At 35.9% G+C, this 25,409-nt stretch carries 29 protein-coding genes and 1 other annotated feature; of the genes, 24 read left to right on the plus strand and 5 right to left on the minus strand.

Annotation, left to right across the window (positions count from 1 at the left end):
- Positions 1 to 110 precede the first annotated feature (110 nt).
- Entirely contained in the window at positions 111 to 890 is a 780-nt protein-coding gene (locus IHV12_RS17245) for a TVP38/TMEM64 family protein (protein ID WP_197191589.1), read from the plus strand.
- A gap of 101 nt (positions 891 to 991) precedes the next feature.
- On the opposite strand, the gene IHV12_RS17250 is transcribed toward IHV12_RS17245, so the two are convergent.
- The gene (locus IHV12_RS17250; protein ID WP_197191590.1) at positions 992 to 1,645 is read right to left on the minus strand and encodes a YdcF family protein; all 654 of its coding nucleotides are present in this window, start codon (positions 1,643 to 1,645) and stop codon (positions 992 to 994) included.
- Between the two features lie 253 nt (positions 1,646 to 1,898).
- The gene (locus IHV12_RS17255; protein WP_197191591.1) at positions 1,899 to 2,732 is read right to left on the minus strand and encodes a YitT family protein; all 834 of its coding nucleotides are present in this window, start codon (positions 2,730 to 2,732) and stop codon (positions 1,899 to 1,901) included.
- A 142-nt stretch (positions 2,733 to 2,874) separates the two neighbouring features.
- Here IHV12_RS17255 and IHV12_RS17260 point away from each other — a divergent pair, with 142 nt between their 5' ends.
- The gene (locus IHV12_RS17260) at positions 2,875 to 3,549 is read left to right on the plus strand and encodes a GntR family transcriptional regulator (protein ID WP_197191592.1); all 675 of its coding nucleotides are present in this window, start codon (positions 2,875 to 2,877) and stop codon (positions 3,547 to 3,549) included.
- Positions 3,550 to 3,605: 56 nt separating this feature from the next.
- Positions 3,606 to 4,226, plus strand: coding sequence for a chloramphenicol phosphotransferase CPT family protein (locus IHV12_RS17265; protein WP_197191593.1), 621 nt, complete (start codon positions 3,606 to 3,608; stop codon positions 4,224 to 4,226).
- 134 nt (positions 4,227 to 4,360) lie between these two features.
- Here the strand turns inward: IHV12_RS17265 and IHV12_RS17270 are convergent, their stop codons facing one another.
- Positions 4,361 to 4,783, minus strand: a complete 423-nt coding sequence (locus IHV12_RS17270) for an Lrp/AsnC family transcriptional regulator (RefSeq protein WP_197191594.1) — start codon at positions 4,781 to 4,783, stop codon at positions 4,361 to 4,363.
- Positions 4,784 to 4,950: 167 nt separating this feature from the next.
- Between IHV12_RS17270 and IHV12_RS17275 the strand changes: the two genes are divergently transcribed.
- Both IHV12_RS17275 and IHV12_RS17280 read left to right on the plus strand, forming a co-directional pair.
- Entirely contained in the window at positions 4,951 to 5,142 is a 192-nt protein-coding gene (locus IHV12_RS17275; protein ID WP_197191809.1) for a DUF1272 domain-containing protein, read from the plus strand.
- Between the two features lie 374 nt (positions 5,143 to 5,516).
- A complete protein-coding gene (locus IHV12_RS17280; protein WP_197191595.1) occupies positions 5,517 to 6,077 on the plus strand; it encodes an undecaprenyl-diphosphatase in 561 nt (186 codons plus the stop codon).
- Positions 6,078 to 6,153: 76 nt separating this feature from the next.
- Here the strand turns inward: IHV12_RS17280 and IHV12_RS17285 are convergent, their stop codons facing one another.
- Positions 6,154 to 6,783 (minus strand): class I SAM-dependent methyltransferase, encoded by a 630-nt coding sequence (locus IHV12_RS17285; RefSeq protein ID WP_197191596.1) that lies wholly within the window; start codon positions 6,781 to 6,783, stop codon positions 6,154 to 6,156.
- 139 nt (positions 6,784 to 6,922) lie between these two features.
- Between IHV12_RS17285 and IHV12_RS17290 the strand changes: the two genes are divergently transcribed.
- Together IHV12_RS17290 and IHV12_RS17295 are read left to right on the plus strand one after the other, a co-directional pair.
- A complete protein-coding gene (locus IHV12_RS17290; protein ID WP_231620780.1) occupies positions 6,923 to 7,387 on the plus strand; it encodes a GNAT family N-acetyltransferase in 465 nt (154 codons plus the stop codon).
- A gap of 129 nt (positions 7,388 to 7,516) precedes the next feature.
- Positions 7,517 to 7,966: a GNAT family N-acetyltransferase gene (locus IHV12_RS17295; protein ID WP_197191597.1), complete on the plus strand. Its 450-nt coding sequence runs from the start codon at positions 7,517 to 7,519 to the stop codon at positions 7,964 to 7,966.
- Between the two features lie 261 nt (positions 7,967 to 8,227).
- On the opposite strand, the gene IHV12_RS17300 is transcribed toward IHV12_RS17295, so the two are convergent.
- Positions 8,228 to 9,481, minus strand: a complete 1,254-nt coding sequence (locus IHV12_RS17300) for an MFS transporter (protein WP_197191598.1) — start codon at positions 9,479 to 9,481, stop codon at positions 8,228 to 8,230.
- Between the two features lie 66 nt (positions 9,482 to 9,547).
- Positions 9,548 to 9,804, minus strand: a binding site (T-box leader).
- Positions 9,805 to 10,181: 377 nt separating this feature from the next.
- Between IHV12_RS17300 and IHV12_RS17305 the strand changes: the two genes are divergently transcribed.
- The 17 genes from IHV12_RS17305 to IHV12_RS17385 all read left to right on the plus strand — a co-directional run bounded on the left by IHV12_RS17305 (position 10,182) and on the right by IHV12_RS17385 (position 25,366).
- Positions 10,182 to 10,898, plus strand: coding sequence for an HAD family hydrolase (locus IHV12_RS17305; protein ID WP_197191599.1), 717 nt, complete (start codon positions 10,182 to 10,184; stop codon positions 10,896 to 10,898).
- A gap of 16 nt (positions 10,899 to 10,914) precedes the next feature.
- On the plus strand, positions 10,915 to 11,547 hold the full coding sequence (locus IHV12_RS17310) for a hydrolase (protein WP_197191600.1): 633 nt from the start codon (positions 10,915 to 10,917) through the stop codon (positions 11,545 to 11,547).
- Positions 11,548 to 11,586: 39 nt separating this feature from the next.
- Entirely contained in the window at positions 11,587 to 12,012 is a 426-nt protein-coding gene (locus IHV12_RS17315) for a hypothetical protein (RefSeq protein WP_197191601.1), read from the plus strand.
- 232 nt (positions 12,013 to 12,244) lie between these two features.
- Positions 12,245 to 12,631, plus strand: coding sequence for a hypothetical protein (locus tag IHV12_RS17320; protein WP_197191602.1), 387 nt, complete (start codon positions 12,245 to 12,247; stop codon positions 12,629 to 12,631).
- 524 nt (positions 12,632 to 13,155) lie between these two features.
- Positions 13,156 to 13,683, plus strand: coding sequence for an AAA family ATPase (locus IHV12_RS17325; protein WP_197191603.1), 528 nt, complete (start codon positions 13,156 to 13,158; stop codon positions 13,681 to 13,683).
- 119 nt (positions 13,684 to 13,802) lie between these two features.
- Complete coding sequence (locus IHV12_RS17330; RefSeq protein WP_370568843.1) at positions 13,803 to 14,267, plus strand: GNAT family N-acetyltransferase; 465 nt, start codon at positions 13,803 to 13,805, stop codon at positions 14,265 to 14,267.
- A 124-nt stretch (positions 14,268 to 14,391) separates the two neighbouring features.
- Positions 14,392 to 14,682: a hypothetical protein gene (locus tag IHV12_RS17335; protein WP_197191605.1), complete on the plus strand. Its 291-nt coding sequence runs from the start codon at positions 14,392 to 14,394 to the stop codon at positions 14,680 to 14,682.
- 548 nt (positions 14,683 to 15,230) lie between these two features.
- Positions 15,231 to 15,875, plus strand: a complete 645-nt coding sequence (locus IHV12_RS17340; protein ID WP_197191606.1) for a nucleotidyltransferase domain-containing protein — start codon at positions 15,231 to 15,233, stop codon at positions 15,873 to 15,875.
- Between the two features lie 68 nt (positions 15,876 to 15,943).
- On the plus strand, positions 15,944 to 18,127 hold the full coding sequence (locus IHV12_RS17345; protein ID WP_197191607.1) for a type IA DNA topoisomerase: 2,184 nt from the start codon (positions 15,944 to 15,946) through the stop codon (positions 18,125 to 18,127).
- 215 nt (positions 18,128 to 18,342) lie between these two features.
- Complete coding sequence (locus IHV12_RS17350) at positions 18,343 to 19,023, plus strand: response regulator transcription factor (RefSeq protein ID WP_197191608.1); 681 nt, start codon at positions 18,343 to 18,345, stop codon at positions 19,021 to 19,023.
- Positions 19,020 to 20,489 carry a sensor histidine kinase gene (locus tag IHV12_RS22740; protein WP_197191609.1) on the plus strand — a complete coding sequence of 490 codons (1,470 nt, stop codon included), beginning with the start codon at positions 19,020 to 19,022 and terminating at the stop codon, positions 20,487 to 20,489. Before IHV12_RS17350 ends, IHV12_RS22740 begins: the two co-directional genes overlap by 4 nt.
- Positions 20,490 to 20,622: 133 nt before the next feature.
- The gene (locus tag IHV12_RS17360) at positions 20,623 to 21,771 is read left to right on the plus strand and encodes an efflux RND transporter periplasmic adaptor subunit (RefSeq protein ID WP_197191610.1); all 1,149 of its coding nucleotides are present in this window, start codon (positions 20,623 to 20,625) and stop codon (positions 21,769 to 21,771) included.
- Positions 21,768 to 23,024 (plus strand): ABC transporter permease, encoded by a 1,257-nt coding sequence (locus tag IHV12_RS17365; RefSeq protein WP_197191611.1) that lies wholly within the window; start codon positions 21,768 to 21,770, stop codon positions 23,022 to 23,024. The genes IHV12_RS17360 and IHV12_RS17365 overlap by 4 nt, the downstream gene beginning before the upstream one ends.
- A gap of 14 nt (positions 23,025 to 23,038) precedes the next feature.
- Positions 23,039 to 23,581 carry a hypothetical protein gene (locus IHV12_RS17370; protein ID WP_197191612.1) on the plus strand — a complete coding sequence of 181 codons (543 nt, stop codon included), beginning with the start codon at positions 23,039 to 23,041 and terminating at the stop codon, positions 23,579 to 23,581.
- Positions 23,562 to 24,269, plus strand: a complete 708-nt coding sequence (locus tag IHV12_RS17375; RefSeq protein WP_370568830.1) for an ABC transporter ATP-binding protein — start codon at positions 23,562 to 23,564, stop codon at positions 24,267 to 24,269. The genes IHV12_RS17370 and IHV12_RS17375 overlap by 20 nt, the downstream gene beginning before the upstream one ends.
- A 376-nt stretch (positions 24,270 to 24,645) precedes the next feature.
- A complete protein-coding gene (locus IHV12_RS17380; protein WP_197191812.1) occupies positions 24,646 to 24,966 on the plus strand; it encodes a PadR family transcriptional regulator in 321 nt (106 codons plus the stop codon).
- 58 nt (positions 24,967 to 25,024) lie between these two features.
- The gene (locus tag IHV12_RS17385) at positions 25,025 to 25,366 is read left to right on the plus strand and encodes a DUF1048 domain-containing protein (RefSeq protein WP_197191613.1); all 342 of its coding nucleotides are present in this window, start codon (positions 25,025 to 25,027) and stop codon (positions 25,364 to 25,366) included.
- Positions 25,367 to 25,409: the final 43 nt, after the last annotated feature.

Below are 25,409 nucleotides of genomic sequence, written 5' to 3' on the forward strand. Positions count from 1 at the left end.
AAGCTTTTTTAGTTGGAAAAAGTTAAGAATCGTTAAGAATTTTCCTAAGCTTTTCTTAAGATTTGTTTTACATAATAAATGTAACAGTAAGAAAAGAGGTTGGATGTTAAATGAATTTAAAAACACAACGGGGTACGTTATCATATAAAATCGTCAATCCGTATAGGTATAGCTTTATCATGCATTTAGGAATACTGTTCGTTTCCATATACCTTCTTTCTCAATCACTAGCTACAGTTGAACCATCATTTAAGACAATTTTTCTAATCATTGGGTGTAGTGTTATCTTCCTGTTAATAGCATCTTATAGTTTGAAGTGGGACACATTTTTCGAAAAAATGAAGACGGTCTCGATTGTGTATAGCTTATTAATGGCAGCCATTTTTCTCACATATGGTTTGAGTCGCATGATTGTTACTCTTGATAACAAAGGGTTAGAGACGATCCTAAACGAGAACCTGGAACTTGCCAAACTTATCTATTTTTCTGTGTGTTATGCTCAACCCATTATGTTGCCAGTTCCAGAAATCGTAACTGTCGTAGCGGGAAGTGCTGCTCTAGGCCCGTTCACCGCTTTTATCTTAGGATTCATGGGCGCTGTGTTAGGGATTCTTACGATGTTTTATTTATCTCGAACTTTTGGAATGAAAATGGTACAACGTTTAGTAAATGAAAAACAATTAGATCAATATCATCGTTTTGTTAAGAAGAATGAAATGTGGATCATCGTTTTGTTGTTCATCGTTCCTGTGTTGCCAGATGAAATTATTTGTGTCGGTGCTGGAGTGAGCGGTGTTAAAACAAGACGCTTTATAATGATTGCTGTATTAGCAAAGCTAGTTACTACATTCTCGTTGGCTTATTCTTTACGAGTGACGGATCTATTTTAACTTATGTGGTTATTGCCCGCTCCGATGAAAGCGAGCTGGATCAATTAAAGTAATAAAGCTCGCATAGACCGAGCTTTATTACTATTCGTATCAAACTAGATTTAATCTATCTGACATACATCCAAAGGAAGAATATCTCCTTTAATTCCATAATGGTTAATCCGTAAATATTCTCCCCATACACGCTTTCTTCCTATTTCTGTTTCCATCCAATTGTTTCTGTTCACTTCGGTTCCTTTGTAAACAGTATTGAATGTAAAAGGAATGTACTCAATTTGATTTGGTAAATGCTTTTTTAAGGTCCTTATTTGTCTGCCAGTAGCATGACTTTTACAAACCACCATTAACGATTGAATCTTCGTAAAGTCAAAAACTTCTAGAGCGCATTTAACATTTTCAAGAGAGTTAGTAGATTTTTCTTCACTAAAAATAATGTGTGAAGGTATTCCTGCACGTATTAAAAAAGAGACAATAACTTGTGCCTCAGAGACTTCACGATCTGTATTGCCTTCCCAATGGGGATGGGGAATACCTGTTAAACTTCTTCCGCCAGTAACAATAATTGTTTCTATGTAGTTACGATGATAAGCTTCAATAGCTTTTTCCCAATGCCCACTATGAGTGCCACTAAATACAAAAAGAGCATCACATTTTTGAGGTCTTACCTCTTTTTCAAAAGTAATAGCAGTCAATAACTCAACGTCAATTTCCCTTAAATCTGGAATAACGGGTTCTTTAGGAATAATAGGATTCATACTTGAACTCCTTTAATTAGATTATAATTCTATATTTAACAATATATTACATATAAGGGTTTTTGCAAGTATTAATTCTTGTTTGTGCGTGTTTTTGCTACTTTATGACCGAATGAGTTTAGTACTGAAATATTAAATGTTGAAGGTCAAATAGAGTGGAGAATAAAGGGCTATAAAAAGAGCTTTAAAATCATAAAGGGCCGATTCAATAAAATGAATCGACCTTTTTGTATACGTTTATAGAGAGTGAATCTTAAGTTTTAGGAAAAGTAAATCCTTCTCCAAATACATCTCTTACATCATGGACTACAACAAATGCTTTTTCGTCAACACGTTGGATCATCTTCTTTAACAGAAATAGCTCTTGTTTATTGATCACGACGTACAAAATATCTTTAGCTTCGTTCGAGTAATGGCCTCTTGCATTAATAATGGTAACGCCACGATCCATCTCATCGCTTACTTTCTTAGCAATCTCATCTGTGTTTTCAGAAATGATCGTGACAGCTTTTCTTGTATCAAAACCATCAATTAAGTAATCCAAAATCTTTGTACTAATATAAATGGATATTCCCGTGTACATCGTATTTTCAATCCCGATGACAAATGCAGAACCGATAACGACAAGAATATCAAAAACAAACATAGTCGTACTAACACCCCAGCCGAAATGCTGGTTCAGCATTCGCGCAATGATGGTCGAGCCACCTGTTGTTCCGCCTGAACGCAACACGAGCCCCAACCCGATTCCGATGAATACACCTGCAAAAACAGTGCCAAGCATAATGTCAACAGGGTTACCCATACCTTCTGTTAAATGAATAAATAGAGAGGTAAAGAAGATAGCAACCATCGTATACCATGTCACTCGTTTATTTAAGACTTTATAACCAATGGCTAAAAGGAAACCGTTCATAATAAAGTTTGTAAGACCTGGTGACCAGCCTAATACATAATACAGAGTCATCGAAATACCGGTAACGCCGCCCTCACCTAATTCGTTTGGGATGGCGAACCAATTTACCCCTAGTGCAAAGAACAGGGATCCAATAATAATTAAAGTAATTTCTTTTCCTGTGTGGTTCATATTATCACTCCGTTCAACCTGAATACCTAGGATAATATATCATAATGAATTACTTCGAACAAGATTGTTCTACAATTTTGTTCAATTAATTATTTTCTGTGTTAGAATAAGGTAAAAGAACGGTTAGGCAGGTAATTTTAAAATGCGTAAAGAAACAGTAGAACAAAGAGTTTATCACTTAATAAAGAACGCAATCTTGAATAGACAAATTGCACCAGGTAACCAGTTATTTGAAAGTGCTATTGCTGAAAAGGTCAATGCGAGCAGGACGCCAATTCGAAGTGCGATCATGAAGCTTAAATCAGAAGGATTAGTGAATGTTATTCCAAACAAAGGTGCATTCATCGTTCAACCAACGATCGAGGAAATGATTCAAGCGTTTGAGATGAGAAAAACGCTTGAGGAGATGTCGATTCAGAAAGGGTTTTCCAATCTTAACTTGGATGACGTTAAACAACTTAAACAACTTCTTATTGAAATGAAGTCCGCTTCTATAGAACGAAAGATCGTACCGTATCAAGAGAAAAACAATGCTTTTCATCTTGTCTTAGCCACAGCAAGTGGAAACAGGTATTTAATTGAATTTATGAACAAAATTTTGAGTCAGATTACCATTTATATGGTGCTTTATGATGTCTTTAATGAAGACTCTAACTATGAAGAACTAGACATCCTTGAACACGAGCGAATGATCCAATACATTGAAAAGGGAGAAGAAGAAAACTTAAGAGATTTACTTCTTCAGCATCTTGATAACAGTTTAACTAAGCTTCAGCAGGATAAATTAAATTATCAGTCTCTTACAACGTTGTTTTAAATAGGGAGCACACCTTGGCTTTGAATGACTTGATCAAAGACAAAAGGAGATTTAGTATGGAGCAAACAGAAATACAGGGAAGGATTATTATCCTAAATGGTACGCCTCGATCAGGGAAATCGAGCATTGCCTCAGTGATTCAAAATGAATTTGAAGGTGTATGGATGAATATTGGCGTGGACCGTGTCATGGATATGACACCAGAGAAATTTCAGCCAAGCATAGGTTTAAGACCAGGTGGGGAAAGGCCCGATTTGGAGCCAATCATACAGAGAATGTATCTTGCTATGTACAAATCAATTGTAGCTTTCAGTCGTGAGGGCATGAATGTCATAGTGGATGTTGGTCATCATGATGGTTATTCTGTAGAGCGTAATATTCTTCAGCAAGCTGCACAGATTCTTAACGGGACACCAGCATGGTTGATTGGTGTGCGCTGTCCAATTGAAACTGTGATGAAACGACGGATAGAAACCTGGAAAAAAGGCTATACACCGGAAGGAAATATACCAAAACCAATAGAACTCTGGCAGAAACTTGTTCATATTCCTGGTATTTATGATTTAGAGGTGGATACTTCCTTATATACTCCAGAAGAATGTGCAGCAAAAGTTCATCAAAGGGTTTATGAAGGTTCTCCTCCTATAGCTCTTCAAAAAATACGGAGTGATAATTAAGAACAATTACCTAACAAGCCATTTTCAATAAAAGTTACTGAAATTCATCATACGAATACATAGAAAAGACTGATCAAAGGGATGTTTTGTAACCTTATGTTTCGGTCTTTTTTTGGTTTTCCTATTCTGTTTATTTAACTTAAAGATTTATCCGATACGGGTGATGAAAGTCTGATTAACGTAGAAGGTTGTCCAAATGACATGGATTCATCTATGAAACTTTCCAAGGATTGTACGGAATGGGTAACGATTTTAATCAGATAGTTATACTGTCCAGCTAGGCGGTGACATTCGATCACATCACGGTGATCTTTACAGAAATCAACAAACTGCTTGCATTTCGTATTGTCGTATAAGATAAAAGCCATGATCGGTTTATTCATTTTTTCAGGATTAATAATTGCCTTATAACCCTCAATAATCTGCTTATCCTCCAGCTTCTTAACTCGTTCATGAACGGCAGGGTTTGAAAGACCAACTTTCTTACCTAATGCCGTAATCGATACTCGAGCATCTTGCTGCAAATGTAAAAGGATCTCTTTATCAATTTCGTCCATATCTTTCTCCTCGACTTTAAAAATTTAGGAGCATTTATTCTTTTTCCGATGTTTTCAAAGAAATCCATAAGAAATAGCTTTAATATTCCATGTTAAAACAGTTCTGGGAAAAATATAATATATGTAAGAGATAATTACAACAAAAAGGGGTTAATAATATGTTAGAGATGAGAAAGCAATGTGAAAAATGTTCTGTAGAGCTTCATGAAAAGTCGGATGCTTACATTTGTGTCCATGAATGTACGTATTGCCCAACATGCACAACAGAGATGAATCATATTTGCATGAACTGTAGTGGGGAACTCGTTAGACGTCCAAAAGCGGGGTCACAAATAATAAGTTGTGTATTAAGTAAATGAGGCTACTTTTATATCACAATCAAGCAAATCTAAAAAATATTTACTAAAATGCGTTTAATAGGTTACGAGTTTGGTAATAATACTAATAACAATAAACTCATTTTAGGAGGAACTAAAATGCTAATGACGACTGTGAAACTAAGCGAGTATGCAGGGAACAAAGATTTTGATTTGAACGGATACATATCTCAACTAATATCTACACCTTCACAATCGAAATAAACGGATGGCAGCCTATATGGCTGTTTTTTTTGTTTTAAAATCATAGCTTAGAAAAATTCTGCAAATTCCATAAATCTGTTAGAGAGGAATCATATGAAAACCTTACAACTTTCATTATTCTTAAAAGAAAGGTTTTAATTATAGGAGGGAATATGATTCTAGAAACAGATTATAAGTGGTTTATGTTTATTAACGAAATCGTTTCAAGTTATCCGCTAATCGACAATTTCATGATTGTCTTTGCGGAATACGTTCAGTATGCATTTGTTTTATTATTGATCATGCTGTGGTGGAGAAATAAAAAGAGTGACAGGATAATCGTATTTCAAGTGTTGGTTGCATTTTCATTATCTTACTCAGTAAATCGACTGATTGAATTGTTCATGTATAGAGAGAGGCCGTTTATCTCACATGACATCGTCCAATTGGTAGAGCATACGGCTAACTCTTCTTTTCCTAGTGATCATGCATCATCTGCAATCTCAATTGCCGTCACTTTAATGTTGGTAACGTTAAGGTATAGGTACGTATGGTTTATGTTTGCTATCTTGATCACGTTTTCAAGAGTTTGGGTAGGTGTTCATTATCCATTTGATGTAGTGGCTGGAGCATTGAACGGGATACTAATCGCACTTGTTACCCATTTATTCATTATGAAAATGAAACCAATAGCTATACTGCTTAGAAGACCTATCTTTAACTGTAAGATATAAAAAAATACCAGATGCCAATCTGTCATTTTGACGTCTGGTATAAGTTTCAATTCAAACAATCTTAAGAAAAAATGTTTTACAGCTTTGTACCTTTGATAGAGACTGTATGAAAACCCCTAGAATCAGGTCCTCTCACTAAGGAAACATTCTTAAATCCAGTATTCATCATTAACGGCATCACTTGATTTTCTGAGACTTCCTTCACACTTTCCCAAGTTTCATTATCTTTACCATTAGAAAAAGTAATAACTACCAATCCACCAGGCCTAAGTACTCTATAAATTTCTGAAATGATGGTATCGACTTCACTCCAAAAATAAATGGTTTGAATACTATACAACTTAGTGAACGTATCGTCACTAAAAGGAAGGTTGTTGAAATTTGCTTGGACTAGTCTAGCTCTTTTATTATTGATTTCCTTTTGATTTCGTGCCGCAGCCGATCGAATCGCAGTTGAAGACAGATCTAATCCTACAATTTCCCGAACACCATATTTTCCTGTGATCATTTGTATCGCATAGCCGGCACCACAACCAAGTTCCAACACTTTGTCTTGTTCTTCAAGTTCCAATTGTCCTATTGTCCACTCTGTCTCAGGTTTATGCTGTCTGACCATCTTTTCTACGATATATGTACCAATCAATCCCTTTGGCGTTTCATAATGACGATCTATATACTCTTTTACCGCATGAAGTAATTTCATCATTTTCTCCTTTAACACTAATTTAAACCATCTTTCTTCTTATTCCCTTAAGCTCTAGGTAAACCCTCTTAACTCTGTTTAAAATCCATTTTTAACTTTATAATTGGGAAGAGTGATAATCATTTTGAAGGGACAGATTAGCTTGAAGAGTCTCAATGTTAATATCATAACCTATTCATCTGATTTTGCTGAACAAACCGTTAAAATGTGGCGTGATAGTAAACTCGAGGCAATAGGTGTAAAAGAGTCTCATAGTTTTGAAAGTCATGTGTACTTTCTGAATAGTATCCTAACGAAAGAGTTTGTCGTCGAACTAGCGATGGTTGATGAGAATGTTGTTGGTGTGATTGCATATAACCAGGCTGAAATAAGCCAACTGTATGTTCACCATGATTATCAAAAATCGGGTATAGGTTATGCATTGCTTCAACGAGCAAAGGATCACTCCAGCGGAAAGTTAACTCTGTACACATTTGAAGTAAACAAGAATGCACAACGTTTTTATGAAAAGAATGGTTTCAAAATTATTGGAAGAGGCCATAAGAATGAAGAAAATCTGCCAGATATTCAGTATGAGTGGAGAGCAAATATGGAACAGTCTTTGTAAGATTTATAAATTCATTTTCTTATATTCTTTGAAGATGCAGTAATGACTAAAGGGCATAAAGAAGGATTTGTGATTTCGACTGAAAAAGAATATTATAGTGATTTTCTTAGGCAGAAGGAGTGAATTTCTATGAATTTTCGAAAAGCAAATGAGGAAGATTTACCAGCAATTGTTCGCTTACTTGCTGATGATGAATTAGGAACCCAACGAGAACGTTATGCAGAGCCATTGCCAGCTGATTATTATAAAGCATTTGCGGCAATTGAAGCACAAGTTGGAAATCAGATTATTTTAGCTATTGACGGTCAAACGGTGATTGCCTGCCTTCAGTTAACGATTATTCCTGGTTTAGCAAGACAGGGGATGAAACGAGCACAAATCGAAGGGGTACGTGTCGATCAGCGCTACCGTGGAAAAGGGGTAGGAGAAGACTTGTTTAAAGAAGCGATAGCTATCGCGAAATCTGAGAAATGCGGTCTTGTTCAATTGACAACTGACAAGCAACGTAATGAAGCACATCGTTTTTATCAACGTTTAGGATTTTTGGCGAGTCATGAAGGGATGAAACTAATCTTCTAAGTTGAAAACTCTACTCCATAAAAGAGTGTGTTGATCCAAGCAGGATTAAAAGACTTTTTATAAATTTATTAAACAAACGTAACAGGATTGTAGATTAGGAATGAACATAGATTATTAAAGAACACCTGCTTGCCAAAATAACATGAGGTTAAAGATATGTTAGTGTGCACGACTATTAAACAAATAGAACCCCAATTCTCCATTCGCGCACTGAGAAATTGGGTTTCTATTGCGACCCTTAAATTAACTCGTTGTACATTTCTAATCAGTGCCAGTAGTACTTAACTGATGATTCTCAGAATAATACTCTGCTTTAGAGGGCAGGGTGTTAACGATAAATAATAAAATCGTTACGGCAAACATCATTAAAGTTCCTAAAATGACGACAAACTGAATAGATATCGATTCAGCTATGATTCCAAAAATCATAGTCCCAATAATGATGAAAAAAGCTTCGATGAAACCATAAACACTACCAACTCGTCCCATTACCTCGACAGGAACATTATTTTGATAGAATGTGTAAAATCCTGTATTAATAAAAGCCATAGAAAATGATAGAACGAAAAAACCAACTGCTGCTATCAAAAAAGTACCCGAAAAAGCATAGAATAGATAACCGCTTGATACCATCAAGGATCCAAGACCGATTAGCCAAGAGGTAGCCACTTTTTTAACAACTATCATGTTTAACAAAGCGCCTACAACTATTCCAACACCAGCAATACTTACCAGGAGTCCATAATCCCCCTCTGATAAAGAAAGAACTTCTGTAGCAAATGCTGCTTCCAGTGAATCTACAGCAGTTGCCAAAACCATCACTGCACTAAAAAGGAAATAAATGACCATCACATAAATATGTTTACGACTAAAATCAACAACTAATTTCCAGTCATTTTTCAGTACCTTTAAGGTTATTTTTTCGTCTTCTGTTTTAATTAGATCATTTTTTTCAATATTGGGCATAAACAACGTGAAGAATGCTGCTAAGAATAAGGCTATTGCATTTATATATATTGCATAATTAGGAGTTCCACTCATAAATATAATTCCCGCAATTGCAGGACCGGTAACAAATGCCCCAGAATCAATTAAACTCACGAGAGAATTAAATCTTTTTCTTCGGACTTGAGGAATTAACTTCGTAATGTAAGTCATTGTTGTAGGATTGGCCATGGAACTAGCTATACATATTAAAAAAACGATGCCGTATATTGTCCAAATAGATGATAATAATGGCAATAGTGCAATAAATACTGCTCGGAATAGTGCGAGCCACACCATAAGATGCTTTTTATTCGATCGATCAATTAAGCTACCACACCATATATTAGTAAATAAAGTAGATAAAGCTCTAAGTATATATAGACCGGAGACAGCAAGTACACCCATCATATCAAGTACGATTAAATTTAATGCTAAAAAGTAAATCCATTCCCCTACACTTGAAATACCAATAATAGTAAATAAAATAGAAGGGTATTTCCACGACTTCATAACCATTTTTATACGCATTTTTATTTCCGCTCCTTTGCGATATTAAACTTGGACAATAAAAAAACTCACCCCCAAGACAGTTGTCTTGAGGACGAGTTATTGCGCGTCGCGGTGCCACCCCAGTTTGGTAATATGTCTCCATATTACCCTTATTAGGTACGGTATGAAGAACCATACATATACCCTAGCTCTATAACAGGAGCACCTGTCACACTATCACCTATATGGATCCAATGTGCTGCTCAGAGGCTTGCTTCCAACCATTAATTCTTACTCCTTTTCACCAACTGGAGCTCTCTTTGAAGAATTGCCGATTATACTCTTCTCTTCATAGCATTTATTTAATTGTGGATAATCTTACCAAATATCCCGGTGGAAAGTAAAGGTCTTTTTAAGTTAGGATTTAAACAGATTCCTTCCCTTTTCATATATTTATCATTTTTACTGAACAAAGTATTGAAATGAAGGCAAGCTTTAAAACAGTTATATCATGAGAAAACTATTAGTTTATCATTGTAAATTAATGGAATTAAATTAAAATGGTATTAACAGTACAATAATTGGAAGAAAGTTAAAAAATTGATTGTAGCAACATTTATTATTTGTGTTCTTAGCTACAACTAAAACCATATATGTTCAGTTTAATAAGCTGTTTTTAATACTAGGAGAGCTCTCACAATTGTTTCTTAGTAATTGCATTGAAAAGGAGGTAAAAGAGATGAAAAAATTCAATTTGTTGTTATTTGATTTAGATGATACTTTGTTAAAAAACTCTTCGTGGTTTCTTGATGGATTAACACGTTGCTTAGCGGTACATCCACTTACAAATAAGTTGAATGCTGCTAAGTTTTTAGACATATTAAAACAACCACCAAGATACTTGATTGAAAAATTAATATCAGGTGAATACAGTGCATCAGAATTTAAGAGAGCAAGATGGGAATTTGCACTGAGAAAGTTTGACTTATTAATTGATATAGAAAGATTAGATGAGTTGGACAATCTTTTTTACAAAACAAGTATGAAATGCATAACAGTTAATGAGCAAATAAAAAGTTTAGTAAAAGATCTTGGTGAACATTTTGAACTTGGAATTGTTACAAATGGGCTTTACGATCCACAACAAAAATTAATCAACATGGGATTAGGAGAAATATTTAGTAAAGAAAAAGTTTTTCATGCAGAACAACTAGGTTATAGAAAGCCTGATTCTAGAATCTATTACAAAGCGCTAGATCACTTTGATAAAAAAACTAGTGAGACGTTATTTATAGGTGATTCTTGGACACATGACGTAATTGCTCCGTTGGAAATCGGTATGGAAGCCATATGGGTAAATTTAAACAATGTATTACCGCCAACTTTACATAAGCCATTCGCAGTTGTCTCAGATATCTCAGAGATAAGAGAGGTTCTACTAAGTAAAAAAATATAGCCGGGGTGAGGGGAATATGGGATCAAGAATTATGCACTCGATTATTGGTTTTAAAATTGCAGACGCTATATCAATAGAAGATAAAACATCATTTTTGCTTGGAAGCATTGCTCCAGATGTTGTTTTTTCACATGAAGATAAAAACTTATCACATTTCTTTGTAGGTAATGTACAAGATTATTCAAGAAGCATTGATTATAAAGGGTTTTTGAGAAAATATAGTTCGGTTGTAGAAAGTCATTATATACGGGGATATTTTTCACATTTAATCGCTGATGATATCTGGTTGAAAGGTTTTTATCTATCTTGGTTAAAGAACAGAATGGATGCTGATGAAGGACTATATAAGCTATATCATAATGACTTCCGATTACTAAATGGGAAGTTATTAGAACACTATGGTTTTACAGATGAATTAAGAAGGGCACTTAGTAATATTCCAGAGATCATTGATCTGCAAGAAGTTAAATCCCATAATGTTGAAGAATTTATTCCTTATGTAATAAGCGATATGGAGTACGATAATGAAGTTATAAATGAAAACCTTAATGTGTTTACGTTTGATCAGATCGTTGGTTATATAGAAACATCAGTTGATAAGGCGTTATTGAATTTAAAGGAAGTTCTCCCAATGATTAAAGAAGAATAGGAACTCCATGTTACGCCTCAATAAAAAAGGGGAGATACATTGAATGTAAATAAAATGATATTAGTATGTTTCTGTTTATTAATGATAAGCTGCTCCAATAGTAATTTTAATAACTTGATTAAATCAACAGACCAAAAGATAACTGTTCAAAAGCAAATCGGTAATAGTGAAAATTATGATGACTTTAACGAAATCACTAATGATAGCCAGGTTCAAAAGGCAATTAAAATAGTGAAAAATGCAAACTGGGCGAATGTTAAAGTAAAGATGTCTCGTTCCCCAGATTATATGTTTCAGTTTCCTTTTAAAGATAGTAGAGGTAGTGAAGAAAAAATAGCTTCATATTCACTTTGGGTAAATTCTAATGGAAAGAGAATCGAGATAGTTACAGACAGTGGGAAATACGTTGAGTTAAGGGAACAAGAATCAAAAATGTTATATAATATTCTAACTGAACAAAGCTAATATTAACTTGGAAACGATATTCCACATGGGGGTGCATTTCTTCAATTAGGGGGGAATGCACTTATTATCTAACTTATAGATTAAGAGGAAATTAAACATTGTGAATGGAAATTATAAGAGAAAAAGTATCACAAAAAAAGAGAAGGGATCCTTACAATCGGCTACCTTTCTTCAACAAAGAGAAGAGAAGTTCTCATTCTAATGTGCGACACTTCAGAAAAGATGGAGGGTTATGGTGCAACTATTTAAAAACCTTTTAAATTCATTTGTAACGCTAGTGATTATTTTGTTGTGTCCTATCGCTTTCTTTTTGCAAATTTTATTCGGAGAGGAAACCCCAACAACTAATGAAGTTTATGTGTTTTTAGGGCTATCTATATTAATGGTTTTCTTATCTCTAGCAACGAGATTTTTTGGTAAAACTAAAACAATGAATTTTATTGGTTTTTACTCTTTTTTATTTACTGTGTTTTGGATTGTTTGTTTAGTAGATTCATTAAAATATGAACGGGAGCAAATGCTTGATTTTATAAGGTTCATTGGCTTTTTCACTGCATTAGTATCTACTCTTTTCAACGTAAAGATAAATCAATTAACTCTAGCTAATCGTCCAAATTGAACGCGCTTACTTTTAAGGTTTAGGAGGGGGAAGGGACATTTTAAAGAATACTTGGGTAAAAAGAAAATTCATCGCGGCAGTTATAACATCCTTAATATCAATAATATTAATATATACATTTTTTCCGCTTAATACGTTCTTATCGCTAGGTAGTGATCATCCGAATACTACTTTCGCAGACATTCTAATAATAAGTACTTATGTTCTAGCTGGTGTTCTAATATATGGGATGCCAATATCTTTACTTATAGATATTATTACAAAGAACTTTAAAGATGCGAGGGTCTTTTTTGCTTTATCTTTACACATTTTTTTGGTCTATTGCCTTTCTTAATGTTGTGGTTTTTTACCTTTTTTTCTTTAACAATTTCAGTTTTATTCTTTTTAACGGATGAGTTAATTAGATATATAAATATAAGAAAAAATTATAGCAATATTAACTAAATGCCGCAATCGTTAAAGACTAACTCTTGTATATCTAGCATGAAACATCAGCTATATTATGTGGAATGGGGGCTTAGCAGATGTTTAATGAATTTAACTTTGATCTAATCTATCATGAACAAAGTACTGAAACTCCTTTAGTGGTGATGATGTGTGGTGTGGCTGGATCAGGAAAAACTACCTTCTCACAACGGTTAGAGAAAAAAGGATTTGTACGTCTTTCGATTGACGAGGAAATTTGGTCTACCAATGGTCGATGGGGAATTGACTTCCCAATGGACAAGTTCGAGGAATACAGAAAAGACGCAGAAAGTAAATTACGCAAACGATTAATTCAGTTAATTCACGATAAACAACAAGTAGTTATTGACTTCAGTTTCTGGGATCGATTAAGAAGGAACGAATATAAGAAGCTTATTAAGGAGTCTGGCGGTAAATGGAAGCTTGTTTATTTAAAAGTTCATCCGGATGAGTTACGGAAGCGGTTAAAATTACGTAACCAGCGCTTTGATGCGAATTCTTTCCCGATTTCAGATGAGCTTTTGAACTCTTACGTTAATGGTTTTGAAGTCCCTAGTGATGAAGGGGAAATTGTAGTCGTAAATTAAATCAAACATTGCATTTGAAAGGGAGCGTTCGTATGTTATCAACTCATGGTAACGTTTATAAAACCAAAAGTGGAAAAAACGTAACAGTAAGGGAGGCTAATGTACACGATGCGGAAGTGATGTTAATGGCTGCATCAAAAGCATTGGTCGATGCTCCTTACATGTTAAGTACTGCTGAAGATCTCAAGAAGTTAAGTCTTGAAGATATGCAAAGGGAACTAGAACATTACTCCACAAACCAGAATTGTATAAAACTAGTGGCTGAATATGAAAACGAGCTTGTGGGTGCCATTGATTTTAGAAATGGAAACAAGGAAAAAATAGCGCATCAAGGTTCTTTTGCAATGACCGTCTTACCTCAATATCGAAATCATGGCGTTGGAAGAGCACTGGTAGAATCACTGATCACCTGGGCTAGGAACAACGAAACGGTCGAAAAGATTTGTCTGGAAGTCATGGAAGACAACCATGGAGCAATACAATTATATAAATCTTTGAACTTTGTAGAAGAAGGTAGAAAAGCGAAAGCTGTTAAAATGGAAGGTCGATATCAAGATTTGATTATGGTGGCTTTGTTTATTTAAAACATTTTATATTGTCTACATCCTTTAAGAGAGTAAAGAATTTAACATAAGCAACAGAGTTACATGCGAGCATATAGTAAGAGTAAATTCATTTTGACCATAAATAAAAAGTGGGGTAATGACAATGGCATTTGTTATAGCTATAGGTGCATTGTTGCTATTAGCATTCTTGGCGATCAAGCTCACAAAAGGAAAAACAACAAAAAGGAAATGCATAGTGTGGGGGATATTTATTATGGTAGGGTTTAATCCGTTTTTAACATTCCTTATTTCTATCCCAGTTGGTTTAGCGGTGGGAGACGGGTTTGCTGCCGTAGGTATGATGATGTTGTTATTACCAGCATTTTTTATCATCGGTTTAATTACATTGCTAGCTGGAATCTTTGACACAAGTAGTTCTGTTGAGAAAGTGTAGGGGTCCCCAATAGCACGTATAAACAAATAACTTGAATGTTGCAGATTATTTAGAAAATAAGGATGATAAATCTATGTGGGGCATACCATTAATGTATTTCCTTTTCTTTTTTATAGTGTCTCTAGTAATAAGTGTTTTTCTTAGTTTTTTTACTAAGAACTCATTAAAAAATAGTTTCGTTTTTTCATTACTTTTTTCAATTTGTATTACGTGGGTTTATTTTGGGATGCCATATATCTTCTAATAAGAAGAAGTTCCATTGATATACAGAATGGGGGGGAATATCATAGAGTTAAGAATGTCAAAGTATGTTAAAGGAAATTTTGGACGTTTATTTCCAATTGTGATGATTTTAATGATATTAAATGAAGTTATTTTTGGATTCGAACTCCAATAATTTGGCTTTGATGAACTTGAAGACTTTGGTCGCATCATTTTTGTATTAATCGTAAAAGCTTGCGAAAGTGCGCTAATTACAGTTTTGTTACTATGGTTATATACTAGAATTAAATCGGTTTATAAAAATCCTTAAAAATCTTGAGGTGAAAATGAGCGAGATCAAAGAAATCTGGAAACCACTTTCTGTGAAAGAGATACAATGTATTTTTGATCAGATGTCACTACACTGGTGGATTGCTGGTGGATGGGCGTTGGATTTGCATCTAAATAGAATTACACGAGAACATGATGATATTGATGTCCTAATTCTGAGATCCGAACACCTACTTCTACAGAAGTATCTGTCCGCTGACTGGGAAGGATACAAAGCATTTAAAGGAAAGTTAATACCATGGAACATGAACGAAAAGCTAGATAACCAATTTGATAATTTATGGTTTAAGAAAAAGGAAGAATCCACATGGGCTTTTCAAGTGATGATCATAGATTGTGAGGATGATTATTGGATTTACAAACGAAATGGTACAATAAGAAGGAAACGATCTGATATTGGTTTGACAACTTCTGCTGAAGTTCCTTATTTAAAACCAGAAATTCAGCTTCTATATAAGGGTGGAAGTTCGTTGATTAGGGAAAAAGATCAACTAGATTTAGAGAATGTCTTGGCAACGTTGGATGATGTAAGTAGAGAATGGCTAAGAGATTCCTTGACTATTCAGTATCCGAACGGTCATCCATGGATTGAACGAATAAATGTGTACATAGAAAGCTCGCAAAATATGAAACGAGAGTAAGGGTGGTGTATCGCTTCCCTTATTTTCTTTTTCTGCAAGTAAAAATTTCAGTAAAAAGGTGAAGTTCTATGAGTAAAATCGTTATTTTAGCAGAAAAACCATCACAAGCGAAGGCCTATGCAGACGCCTTTACGGTAAAGAAAAAAGATAAAACGTTTATTGAATTAAATCCATGCAGTATCTTTCCAAGTGGCGCGACAATTACATGGGGAATTGGTCATTTGGTTGAGCTGAAGCAACCTAAAGAATATAAGTCTGAATGGGGAACGTGGCGTTTGTCTTCTCTACCAATCTTGCCTGAACGCTATGAATTCAAGGTAGCAACGGGAAAGTATGAACAGTTTAACGCGGTAAAACGGTTATTTAAAGAAGCGGACATCATCATTAACGGATGTGATGTGGATCGTGAAGGTTCGAACATCTTTTATTCCATCTACCATATGACAGGTGTGAGAGGCAAAACGATTAAACGCTTATGGATCAATTCTCTAGAAGTCGATGAGGTTCGTAAAGGATTTTCGAATCTTCATGATAACGAGAAAGATCTGTTGCTTTATGCTGAAGCTAAAACACGGCAGATCTCTGATTGGCTCGTTGGCATGAACGGAAGTCGCCTTTATACGTTACTGTTGCAGCAAAAGGGACTTACGGATAGCTTGAGCATTGGTAGGGTGCAGTCGCCAACAACGTACTTGATCTACCAAAGACACCTTGAGATCGAGAATTTCGTAGCTAAACCTTTCTATGAGATTGAAGGGAACTTTACGGCCGCAAACGGAAAGTATCGGGGCAAAGCCAAAATTAAAAGTGAGAAACAAGAAGAAGTTCAACAGCTGCTAGATAAGCACAAAATTACAGGAAAAGATACGGGTATCATTAAAGCCGTTTCGAAAAAGGAAATGAGAATCAAATCACCTAAGTTGCACTCGCTCTCGACGTTACAGGCAACAGCGAACAGAAGATGGAAATACAGTCCAAAGAAGGTATTGGATACGGTTCAAAAATTGTACGATAAGAAAATCTTATCGTATCCAAGGACAGACACTCAATACATTACCGAAAATGAGTTTGCGTATCTATCGGCAAACCTTGAGTCCTATCAAGGTCTCATAGAGAATCGTTTTGCTGCAGCTTCTAAACGACCTAGCAAAAGATATGTAGACGGATCCAAGGTACAGGAGCACTATGCGATTATTCCAACAAAACAGATTCCAACACGTGCCAAGATTCAAGGGTTATCCATCGAAGAAAAGAACATTTACTTTGAAGTGTTAAACACGACGCTTGCCATGTTTCATCAAGACTATGTATACGAAGAGACAAAAGTAACAACGAGCGTGAATGGTTTAGACTTCGATTCTGTAGGAAAAACAGAGATCAGCAAAGGGTGGAAAGAACTATTTAACTACGGATCAAAAGACAAAGAAAACACAAATGCTAAGAAAGATGAAAACGCACCACAAGCTCTTCCGAAACTTGAAAAAGGGGAAGAAGTGAAAAGTATTGTCAAAATGAAGGAAGGGATGACTACCCCTCCAAAACCTTATACAGAAGGTCAACTCATCTCGATGATGAAAACGTGTGGTAAGTCGGTCGAGAATGAAGAAGAAATGGAAATCTTGAAAGAAGTAGAAGGCTTAGGTACAGAAGCAACACGAAGCGGAATCATTGAAACCATTAAAAAACACCAATACATTGAAGTGAAAAAGAACATTGTCCATATTACTGAAAAAGGAAAAATTCTATGTCAGTCCATAGAAGGCAATCTGCTTTCCAGCCCTTCCATGACCGCTAAATGGGAAACCTATTTAAAGAAAATAGGAAACGGAAATGGGACACCTCAAGCTTTTTTAGGTAGTATCGCGAAGTTTCTTAATAAATTGATCGAAGAAGTACCTGGCCAATTGAATGCTGCACCCATTCAGCAGAGTATTGATGGAGTAAAGAATGTAAGTCAGAAACCGATTGCTACTTGTCCTAGATGTAAAAAAGGAAAGATCAGCGTAAGTCGTTCCTATTATAGATGCTCGGAACAAGCTAATGGTTGCAAACAAACTTTTCCAGGGAAATTACTCGGTAAGACGATTACAGAAAAACAAGTGAAGGATCTGTGTACGAAAGGGAAAACAAGTCTTATAAAGGGCTTTAAGCCAAAAGCAAAAGAAAAGAAAAAATTCAGTGCGATGCTCGTTTTAAAGGATGATTTAACGATTGGGTTTGAGTTTGCTAATAATCAGTTTGTGAAGAAGTAATTGAATTTGGTTATGGATAGGAAGGAAGTGGATGGTAGGCACATTAGTGATTTTTTTGACTTTCATCATATAAATTAATACATAAGTATTGTTTGTGGTTTACTCAATGTAAATAAGATCGTGATTAAACACACTAAATGAGCAGGGCTACCATCACACAATCATCACAACAACATGATAAAACTAATTAAAAGTCTTTATTGGAAGTGAAAAATATGAATAAACCACTTGTCTTGCTTGCAGATGATGAAGTAAGGCTTAGAAAGCTTGTATCTGATTTTCTAGTAAGCGCAGGTTTTGAAGTAATATGTGCTGAAAATGGTAAGGAAGCCTTTGATTTTTTTTTGAAAAAGAGTGAATCTATTGATCTCATCATTCTCGATGTGATGATGCCACTGATGGATGGTTGGGAAGTATTGAGTGAAATAAAAAATATATCAACAGTACCCGTCATTATGTTGACAGCTAAAGGGGAGGAAAGCGACCAACTTACTGGATTTCGGCTTGGCGCAAATGATTACGTCTGTAAGCCATTCTCTCCAAGCGTTTTGGTCGCAAGGGTGGAAAACCTTTTAAAGCAAATGAAAAAAATGAAGCAAGACAAGCTAAATATTGGAGGCATTGAAGTAGATATTCATCAGCATGCCGTTTATGTTGATGAAAACAGTATCGGTCTCACCCCAAAGGAGTTCGATCTTCTTTTGTATTTATTTAAAAACAAAAATTTGGCACTTTCACGAGACAAGATTCTTAACGGGGTCTGGAGCTATGACTATCATGGCGATTTAAGAACAGTGGATACCCACATCAAACAGTTGAGGGGCAAGCTAGGAGATTATGGTCATTTTATTGAGACGATAAGGGGTGTAGGCTACAGATTGAGGGAACAAAAGTGAGATTTTCAATAAGAAGAAAGCTATATGGAATCCTACTAACCATCATTCTGCTTTTTATAGCGGTTATCCAACTATTAAACGCATTGTTTTTAGAAGATTTTTATCTGTTCAACAAGAAAAACATGTTGGAAGAAAGCTATAACCAAATCGAACAAATCATAACCACAGAAAAGAACTATGAAGAAAAGTTATCCGCTTTACAAGATAACAAGAATGTTACGATTTTAATTTTTGACAAAGAGTTCGAGCCAGTTTATCGCTTAGCGTTATTGAAGCGTCCATCCAAATATCAAAATCAATCCTCACGATCAGCCATGCCTGATGAAGAACTGATTAAAGGCAACCTGGATAATTTTAACGACAAACCGTTTATTGTAACAAGAAAGGACAGAAGGACAAAAACAGAATTTTTGAGCCTCTATTCTAGCATCACACTACCAGATGGTAACAAGGGATATGCTTTAATCAGTACGTCCATTGATGCTATGAAAGACAGTGCTAAGGCTGCGAGTGAATTTATTCTATACACCTCGATATTCGTTGGTTTAATTGGTATAGTTGCTGTGTTTTATGTATCAAACAGCATTTCAGCACCCATTGTGAGAATAAATAGAGTAACATCGAAAATGGCAAAATTGGATTTTTCTGAAAGAATTTTAGTGAGTTCATCCGATGAGATCGGGGAATTGGGTAAGAACATCAATTTTCTCTCTAAGCAATTAGATCTGAAGATCAACGAACTGGATATTGCGAATAAACAGTTGAAAAAAGATATCTTGTTGAAGGAGAAAGTGGAACAATCGCGCAAGGAATTGCTTTCGAATGTTTCTCATGAACTGAAAACACCTATTTCGCTTATTGGAGGATATGCCGAGGGATTAAAGTTGAATATCAATAAGGATGAGAAAGATTTTTATTGTGACGTCATTATTGATGAAACAAAGAAAATGGATAAACTTGTCTATAGTTTGTTAGACCTCGCTAATCTCGAATCAGGTTCTAAAAAAATGAATATGGTCAAGGTTGACATCACTAGACTAGTGTCGGATATCATTGATAAATATAAATTAGTTTTTGCCGAAAAACGGATTAAGTTGCATCACAAATCACAAGGCAGGACTTTAGTGTTAGGTGACCCAGAACGAATAGAGCAAGTAGTTACCAATTATCTTAATAATGCACTGGATCACGTTGATGATAATCGGATAATCGCCGTTTCTGTCCAGGAGACAAAGAATAAAGTAAGGGTAGGAATCTATAATACTGGTAAAGAAATTCAATCCCATCAGCAAGATCGGTTATGGGACAGCTTTTATAAGGTCGACAAAGCTCGTACAAGAGAGTTTGGAGGTTCAGGACTAGGACTCTCTATCGTAAAATCCATAATATCCTATCATGAAGGGGATTGTGGGTTAAGAAATATTGATGATGGTGTAGAATTTTGGTTTTTGCTCAATAGAATATGATCTTTTCAAAAGACAGTTTCTCAACTTGAGGACTGTCTTTTTATGTCTATAAATAAGTTAATGTTTCTCACAAGAACATCACAATGACCCGATACTATGAACCTTGTACTTTAAAATGAAAGGACTGGTACTCATGAAGAGAAAAACATTAGCGTTCATTCTTACCTGTTCATTAGGGGCAGGTGTATTAGCGGGGTGTACGGAGGAAACAGCAACCGCGCCGATAAAAACCACAGAACAAAAGGTGAAGAAAGGTAATTTGGAGGTCGGATTGGGTTCGGATGGTCGAATCAGTTTACCTCTAGTCAATTTGGATTTTGAAATAAATGGAACGGTCAAAGAAATAAAAGCACAAGTAGGACAACAAGTAAAAAAGGGAGATGTTTTAGCAGTACTTGATGATGCGGACTCAAAACTTGCAGTTACCCAAGCAGAAAACGCATTAAACAAAGCGAATGCCATTTACAATGAAGCGGTCAATAAATATGAGATTGATAAGTTGGAATTTAAATATAAGGTCGACGATATAAAAGCCAAATTGGATGCAAGACCGGATGATTCTACTCTAAAGGCAGCCTACGAAGTAGAGAATAAAAAATATCAGACTTTACTCAACAGCAATGGTTCTATACAAAGTGCAGGTCTTGAGATAGAGGATGCAAAAAATAAATTACAAGAAGCTAAAAATAACTTGAATAAAATTTATCTTAAGGCACCGATTAATGGAGAACTGACAAGTATTAATTATAAAGTGGGAGAAGTTGTCTCTGGTGTTAAATCAGGTACGGACACGAACTCAGCAACTTCTGGAACAGCATTTATGACCATTGTTGACCCTTCTGTCATTTATGTAAAGGCAAGTGTGACCGAGAGTGATATCTCAGGAATTGAAAAAGATCAGCAAATGAGGTTATCTGTTGATTCTTTATCACTAGAGAATCTTCAGGGTGAAGTGGTTTCTGTCAATAACACACCAAATATTGATAGTTCAGGAATTGTTACTTATGAGGTTACAGGGAAATTGTCCGAACTGAACCCTGCGATCAAGGAAGGGATGACAGCTTTTGTCACATTCCTAAAAAAAGAAAAGAAAGATGTCCTGCTTATTCCAAATAAAGCAATCTTCGTTGAAGATGGCAAGCAATATGTCAATGTAAAGACTGAAGAAGGAGAAACTAAAAAAAGAGCAGTTACAGCCGGTTTGACCAATGGAGTCCAAACAGAGGTAGCTGATGGTCTGAAGCAAGGAGAAACCATCATTATAGGTGGTGTGAAAAAATGAAGTTAGTTGAGCAGTTACGTTCGATTATGCTCAGCGTGGCTCACAATAAGTTACGTGTTTTTTTAACATCACTTGGAATCATCATTGGTACGTTCACTATCATAATGGTAGTCGGGATTGGAAATGCAAGTGAAAAAGCAGTGGAAGACCAATACAAAAGACTTTCGGTTGAAAGTATTACGATTTCAAAAGCACGTGGTGGGACTGGAGGAGGAAGGGGAGGAGGATCAACTTCCAAAACTCTTACAAAAGAAGACGCTCTTCAAATGTCTGAACTCTTGACAAATGTGAGCAATGTAGGAATAAGCACAAGAACTTCTTCTGATATTGCCTATGGCACAACTGCTGAGACCGTAAACATACAAGGTATCAATGAAGCATACGCCAGCATTACGAATCTTACACCAGTATCTGGAGAACTGTTTACAGACGAAGATGGTTTGATGCGAAATAAGGTGGTCGTTTTAGGGTATAACATGGCGGATCTTTTATTTGAAGGAGATGTGAATGTAGCAATCGGCCAAAAAGTTCTTTTAAAAGGAACATCCTATACCGTTACAGGTGTATTGGATCGGATCGGGGGCTCTGGAGGAATGAGTACCGGAGGAGGCTTGGCCAATTCAACCTCTGCTGATGATATGGTGTTCATTCCTTATGATGTCGCTGTGAAATATACATCCGGCAGTAGCACAAGAGGAGGCGGAGGAGGTGCGTCTGTAACCTTTATCGCGCAGGCAAACAATATAGACAGCGTTAAACCCGCAATCGATGAAATCAAACAATATATTGGAGAAGTCACTGGGGATTCAGAGTCTTATACAGTTGTAGATGCTGGGAGCACACTTTCATCTGCGCAGGAAACATCAAAAACGATGTCTGCTCTTTTAATCGCTGTTGCAGCTATTGTTATGATCGTAAGCGGAATTGGGATTATGAACGTATTAATGGTAGCTGTTAAGGAACGCACGCGTGAAATAGGTATCCTTAAGAGTATTGGTGCAGCAAGAAGAGTCATTTTAATGGAATTTTTGCTTGAAGCTACATTCATAAGTCTTTGTGGTGGAATATTAGGAGTTCTACTCAGTATATTCGCTCCTTGGATCCTCTCTTTTACGGATATTAAGTACTTGGCCACAATAGAAGGTCTGTTCATTGGTCTTGGGTTCTCTGTAATAACAGGTATGTTCTTTGGTTATTATCCAGCGGCAAAGGCATCTAAACTAAAACCAATTGAAGCATTAAACTACGATTGATAGGAGTAATTGGCATGAAGAAAACATATTTAAGATCCTTTATTATAAATTTGCTTCTTATTTCTTTAATAGCTTGTTCGAGTCCTGGGGAAGGTAATTCTAACACAGCTTCAAGTGGGAAAACCGAAAACAACTCAGTAACTGAAAGTAACACGGATGAAATAGGTTTATTTGGTGAAGTTTCTGAAATAATCGGAAATGAAGTGTCATTGAAAGTAATAAAGAAACCTGAAAAACCAGCAGGGAATCAAGAGGAGAATGAAAATGGGGGAGGTCGCGGAGGTGGTGGCCGCGGTGGCGATGGTGCCAGTAGTGGTGGTGTGAGAGAAAGGGAATATACAGGTGAAGTGGAAACCGTTGTAATCCCTGTAGGAGTTTCAATTGTGACCGTTACACGTGGAGAGAATGGTATGGAAGAAAATGAGGTAAGCATGAATGAAATCACTCCTAGCAGCATCTTATCAATCTATTATGGTGATGATGGAAAGATAATCGAAAAAGTTAAGGTGCAAAAACCGAGAACAGGAGGTGGTCAAGGTGGAAAAGGCAGTAATTGATATGAAGGATGTTCATAAGTCATACGGCATAGGAGAGCATCAAGTTAATGTACTAAAAGGAGTTTCCATTACAGTAGAACAGGGTGAATTTGTTGCCATTTTGGGACCATCCGGATCTGGAAAGACCACACTAATGAATCTGATCGGATTAATTGATACGATAGATAGTGGATACTATTTTATAGATGGGTTAAATATTCAAGACCAGTCTGAGAAAAGCTACGCTACAATTAGGAATGAAAAAATAGGCTTTATCTTTCAAAAATTTAATCTAATTTCAAAATATACCGCATTGTATAATGTTGCACTTCCTCTCCTACTTAGAGGAGAAAGTTATAAGGATGCGCGACTTAAAGCAGCAAAGACACTTGAAAGAGTAGGTTTGGAAGAACGAATGCACCATCGGCCAAATCAGCTTTCAGGAGGTCAGCAGCAACGTGTAGCCATCGCGCGTGCCTTGGTTGGAGATTGTCCCCTTATTCTTGCAGATGAACCAACCGGTGCTCTGGATCAAAAAACGGGGAGTGAAGTCCTGGCGTTCTTCCAGGAGTTAAATGCAGAAGGCAAGACCATCGTCATGATTACACACGACGTGAAAATTGCTGAAAAAGCTAAAAGAGTTATCCTGGTAGAGGATGGGTTAATCTGTGAGGAGAACAGGCAATTGAGTAATGTACTATTAAAGTAACACTTAAGGTATTAGATTAAAACATTCATCACGAGCGAAAGTCATTCCCCTGTACTATTGAGTATGAATATTTTGAAAACAGAGATTTAACCTTGCAATATGATCTCACTCTCCTTTTGCAAAAGTAATTGCAATGGATTTACCCTCAAGATTCTTTTAAACAATATGAAATCGGTAAATAATTCGAAGACTCGTTATCTTAGGCGAGTCTTTTAGCTAAAATTTATATTTGGAAAACAGTTGACATTTCCGGTACTCAGTCATACAATGTAGAGGTAATAAGTAATACTAAATAGTGGTCGTGATTTCAAATTTTTTTACAACGGTACTAAGTCATACTTATTATAGGTCAGATGAAATAAAGGAGGCTTTTGACATCGAACATTTAACAGAAATGCTAAAAGGTTCACTTGAAGGTTGCGTATTGGAAATCATCAGCCGTCATGAAACCTATGGCTATGAAATTACACGCCGCTTAAACGATCTAGGATTTACAGAAGTGGTGGAGGGTACGGTATACACGATCCTCGTCCGATTGGAAAAGAAGAAATTAGTAGACATCGTCAAGAAGCCCTCAGATATGGGTCCGCCTCGAAAGTTTTACACACTTAATGAAGCTGGCAGACGAGAACTTGAATCCTTTTGGCGAAAATGGGATTTCGTATCTTCAAAGATTAATGTATTGAAATCACAATAAGCTCATAAAGTGTTTCGGTAGCATGATGAATGAAAGGGATAAAAAGGAGGAAAGAAATATGTTGGAATGGATTAAAAAGATGATCGGTGATAAGAAAGAATACAAAATGATGATGGCGCGAGTTGAAGCTCTTCCAGAGGATTATCAGTTTGTGTTTAAAAAGATTCAAACGTATATGTGGAACTTTTCATCCGGAAACGGAATGGATATGCTACACATCCAGTATGAGTTGATTGATCTGTTTGAAGCAGGAGCAGCACAAGGGAGACCAGTGCTAGACATTACAGGGGAAGACGTGGCATCTTTCGCAGATGAACTTGTAGCTAACGCCAAAACCTATTTTGCTAAATATCGTGAAGATCTGAACCAAAGTATTCAGAAGGAATTAGGAAAAGAGTAACATTTATGGCTGAATAGAATGTACTGTGAACTATTCAGTTATT

Source organism: Fictibacillus sp. 7GRE50 (assembly GCF_015903875.1).
Taxonomy (GTDB): Bacteria; Bacillota; Bacilli; order Bacillales; family Fictibacillaceae; genus Fictibacillus; species Fictibacillus phosphorivorans.

What these genes read in the sequence shown, in the direction of transcription:
- IHV12_RS17245 (WP_197191589.1), top strand. Translation starts at nt 111, where the DNA reads ATGAATTTAAAAACACAACGGGGTACGTTATCATATAAAATCGTCAAT.
- IHV12_RS17250 (WP_197191590.1), bottom strand. Translation starts at nt 1,645, where the DNA reads ATGAATCCTATTATTCCTAAAGAACCCGTTATTCCAGATTTAAGGGAA.
- IHV12_RS17255 (WP_197191591.1), bottom strand. Translation starts at nt 2,732, where the DNA reads ATGAACCACACAGGAAAAGAAATTACTTTAATTATTATTGGATCCCTG.
- IHV12_RS17260 (WP_197191592.1), top strand. Translation starts at nt 2,875, where the DNA reads ATGCGTAAAGAAACAGTAGAACAAAGAGTTTATCACTTAATAAAGAAC.
- IHV12_RS17265 (WP_197191593.1), top strand. Translation starts at nt 3,606, where the DNA reads ATGGAGCAAACAGAAATACAGGGAAGGATTATTATCCTAAATGGTACG.
- IHV12_RS17270 (WP_197191594.1), bottom strand. Translation starts at nt 4,783, where the DNA reads ATGGACGAAATTGATAAAGAGATCCTTTTACATTTGCAGCAAGATGCT.
- IHV12_RS17275 (WP_197191809.1), top strand. Translation starts at nt 4,951, where the DNA reads ATGAGAAAGCAATGTGAAAAATGTTCTGTAGAGCTTCATGAAAAGTCG.
- IHV12_RS17280 (WP_197191595.1), top strand. Translation starts at nt 5,517, where the DNA reads ATGATTCTAGAAACAGATTATAAGTGGTTTATGTTTATTAACGAAATC.
- IHV12_RS17285 (WP_197191596.1), bottom strand. Translation starts at nt 6,783, where the DNA reads ATGATGAAATTACTTCATGCGGTAAAAGAGTATATAGATCGTCATTAT.
- IHV12_RS17295 (WP_197191597.1), top strand. Translation starts at nt 7,517, where the DNA reads ATGAATTTTCGAAAAGCAAATGAGGAAGATTTACCAGCAATTGTTCGC.
- IHV12_RS17300 (WP_197191598.1), bottom strand. Translation starts at nt 9,481, where the DNA reads ATGCGTATAAAAATGGTTATGAAGTCGTGGAAATACCCTTCTATTTTA.
- IHV12_RS17305 (WP_197191599.1), top strand. Translation starts at nt 10,182, where the DNA reads ATGAAAAAATTCAATTTGTTGTTATTTGATTTAGATGATACTTTGTTA.
- IHV12_RS17310 (WP_197191600.1), top strand. Translation starts at nt 10,915, where the DNA reads ATGGGATCAAGAATTATGCACTCGATTATTGGTTTTAAAATTGCAGAC.
- IHV12_RS17320 (WP_197191602.1), top strand. Translation starts at nt 12,245, where the DNA reads ATGGTGCAACTATTTAAAAACCTTTTAAATTCATTTGTAACGCTAGTG.
- IHV12_RS17325 (WP_197191603.1), top strand. Translation starts at nt 13,156, where the DNA reads ATGTTTAATGAATTTAACTTTGATCTAATCTATCATGAACAAAGTACT.
- IHV12_RS17330 (WP_370568843.1), top strand. Translation starts at nt 13,803, where the DNA reads ATGTTAATGGCTGCATCAAAAGCATTGGTCGATGCTCCTTACATGTTA.
- IHV12_RS17335 (WP_197191605.1), top strand. Translation starts at nt 14,392, where the DNA reads ATGGCATTTGTTATAGCTATAGGTGCATTGTTGCTATTAGCATTCTTG.
- IHV12_RS17340 (WP_197191606.1), top strand. Translation starts at nt 15,231, where the DNA reads ATGAGCGAGATCAAAGAAATCTGGAAACCACTTTCTGTGAAAGAGATA.
- IHV12_RS17345 (WP_197191607.1), top strand. Translation starts at nt 15,944, where the DNA reads ATGAGTAAAATCGTTATTTTAGCAGAAAAACCATCACAAGCGAAGGCC.
- IHV12_RS17350 (WP_197191608.1), top strand. Translation starts at nt 18,343, where the DNA reads ATGAATAAACCACTTGTCTTGCTTGCAGATGATGAAGTAAGGCTTAGA.
- IHV12_RS17360 (WP_197191610.1), top strand. Translation starts at nt 20,623, where the DNA reads ATGAAGAGAAAAACATTAGCGTTCATTCTTACCTGTTCATTAGGGGCA.
- IHV12_RS17365 (WP_197191611.1), top strand. Translation starts at nt 21,768, where the DNA reads ATGAAGTTAGTTGAGCAGTTACGTTCGATTATGCTCAGCGTGGCTCAC.
- IHV12_RS17370 (WP_197191612.1), top strand. Translation starts at nt 23,039, where the DNA reads ATGAAGAAAACATATTTAAGATCCTTTATTATAAATTTGCTTCTTATT.
- IHV12_RS17385 (WP_197191613.1), top strand. Translation starts at nt 25,025, where the DNA reads ATGTTGGAATGGATTAAAAAGATGATCGGTGATAAGAAAGAATACAAA.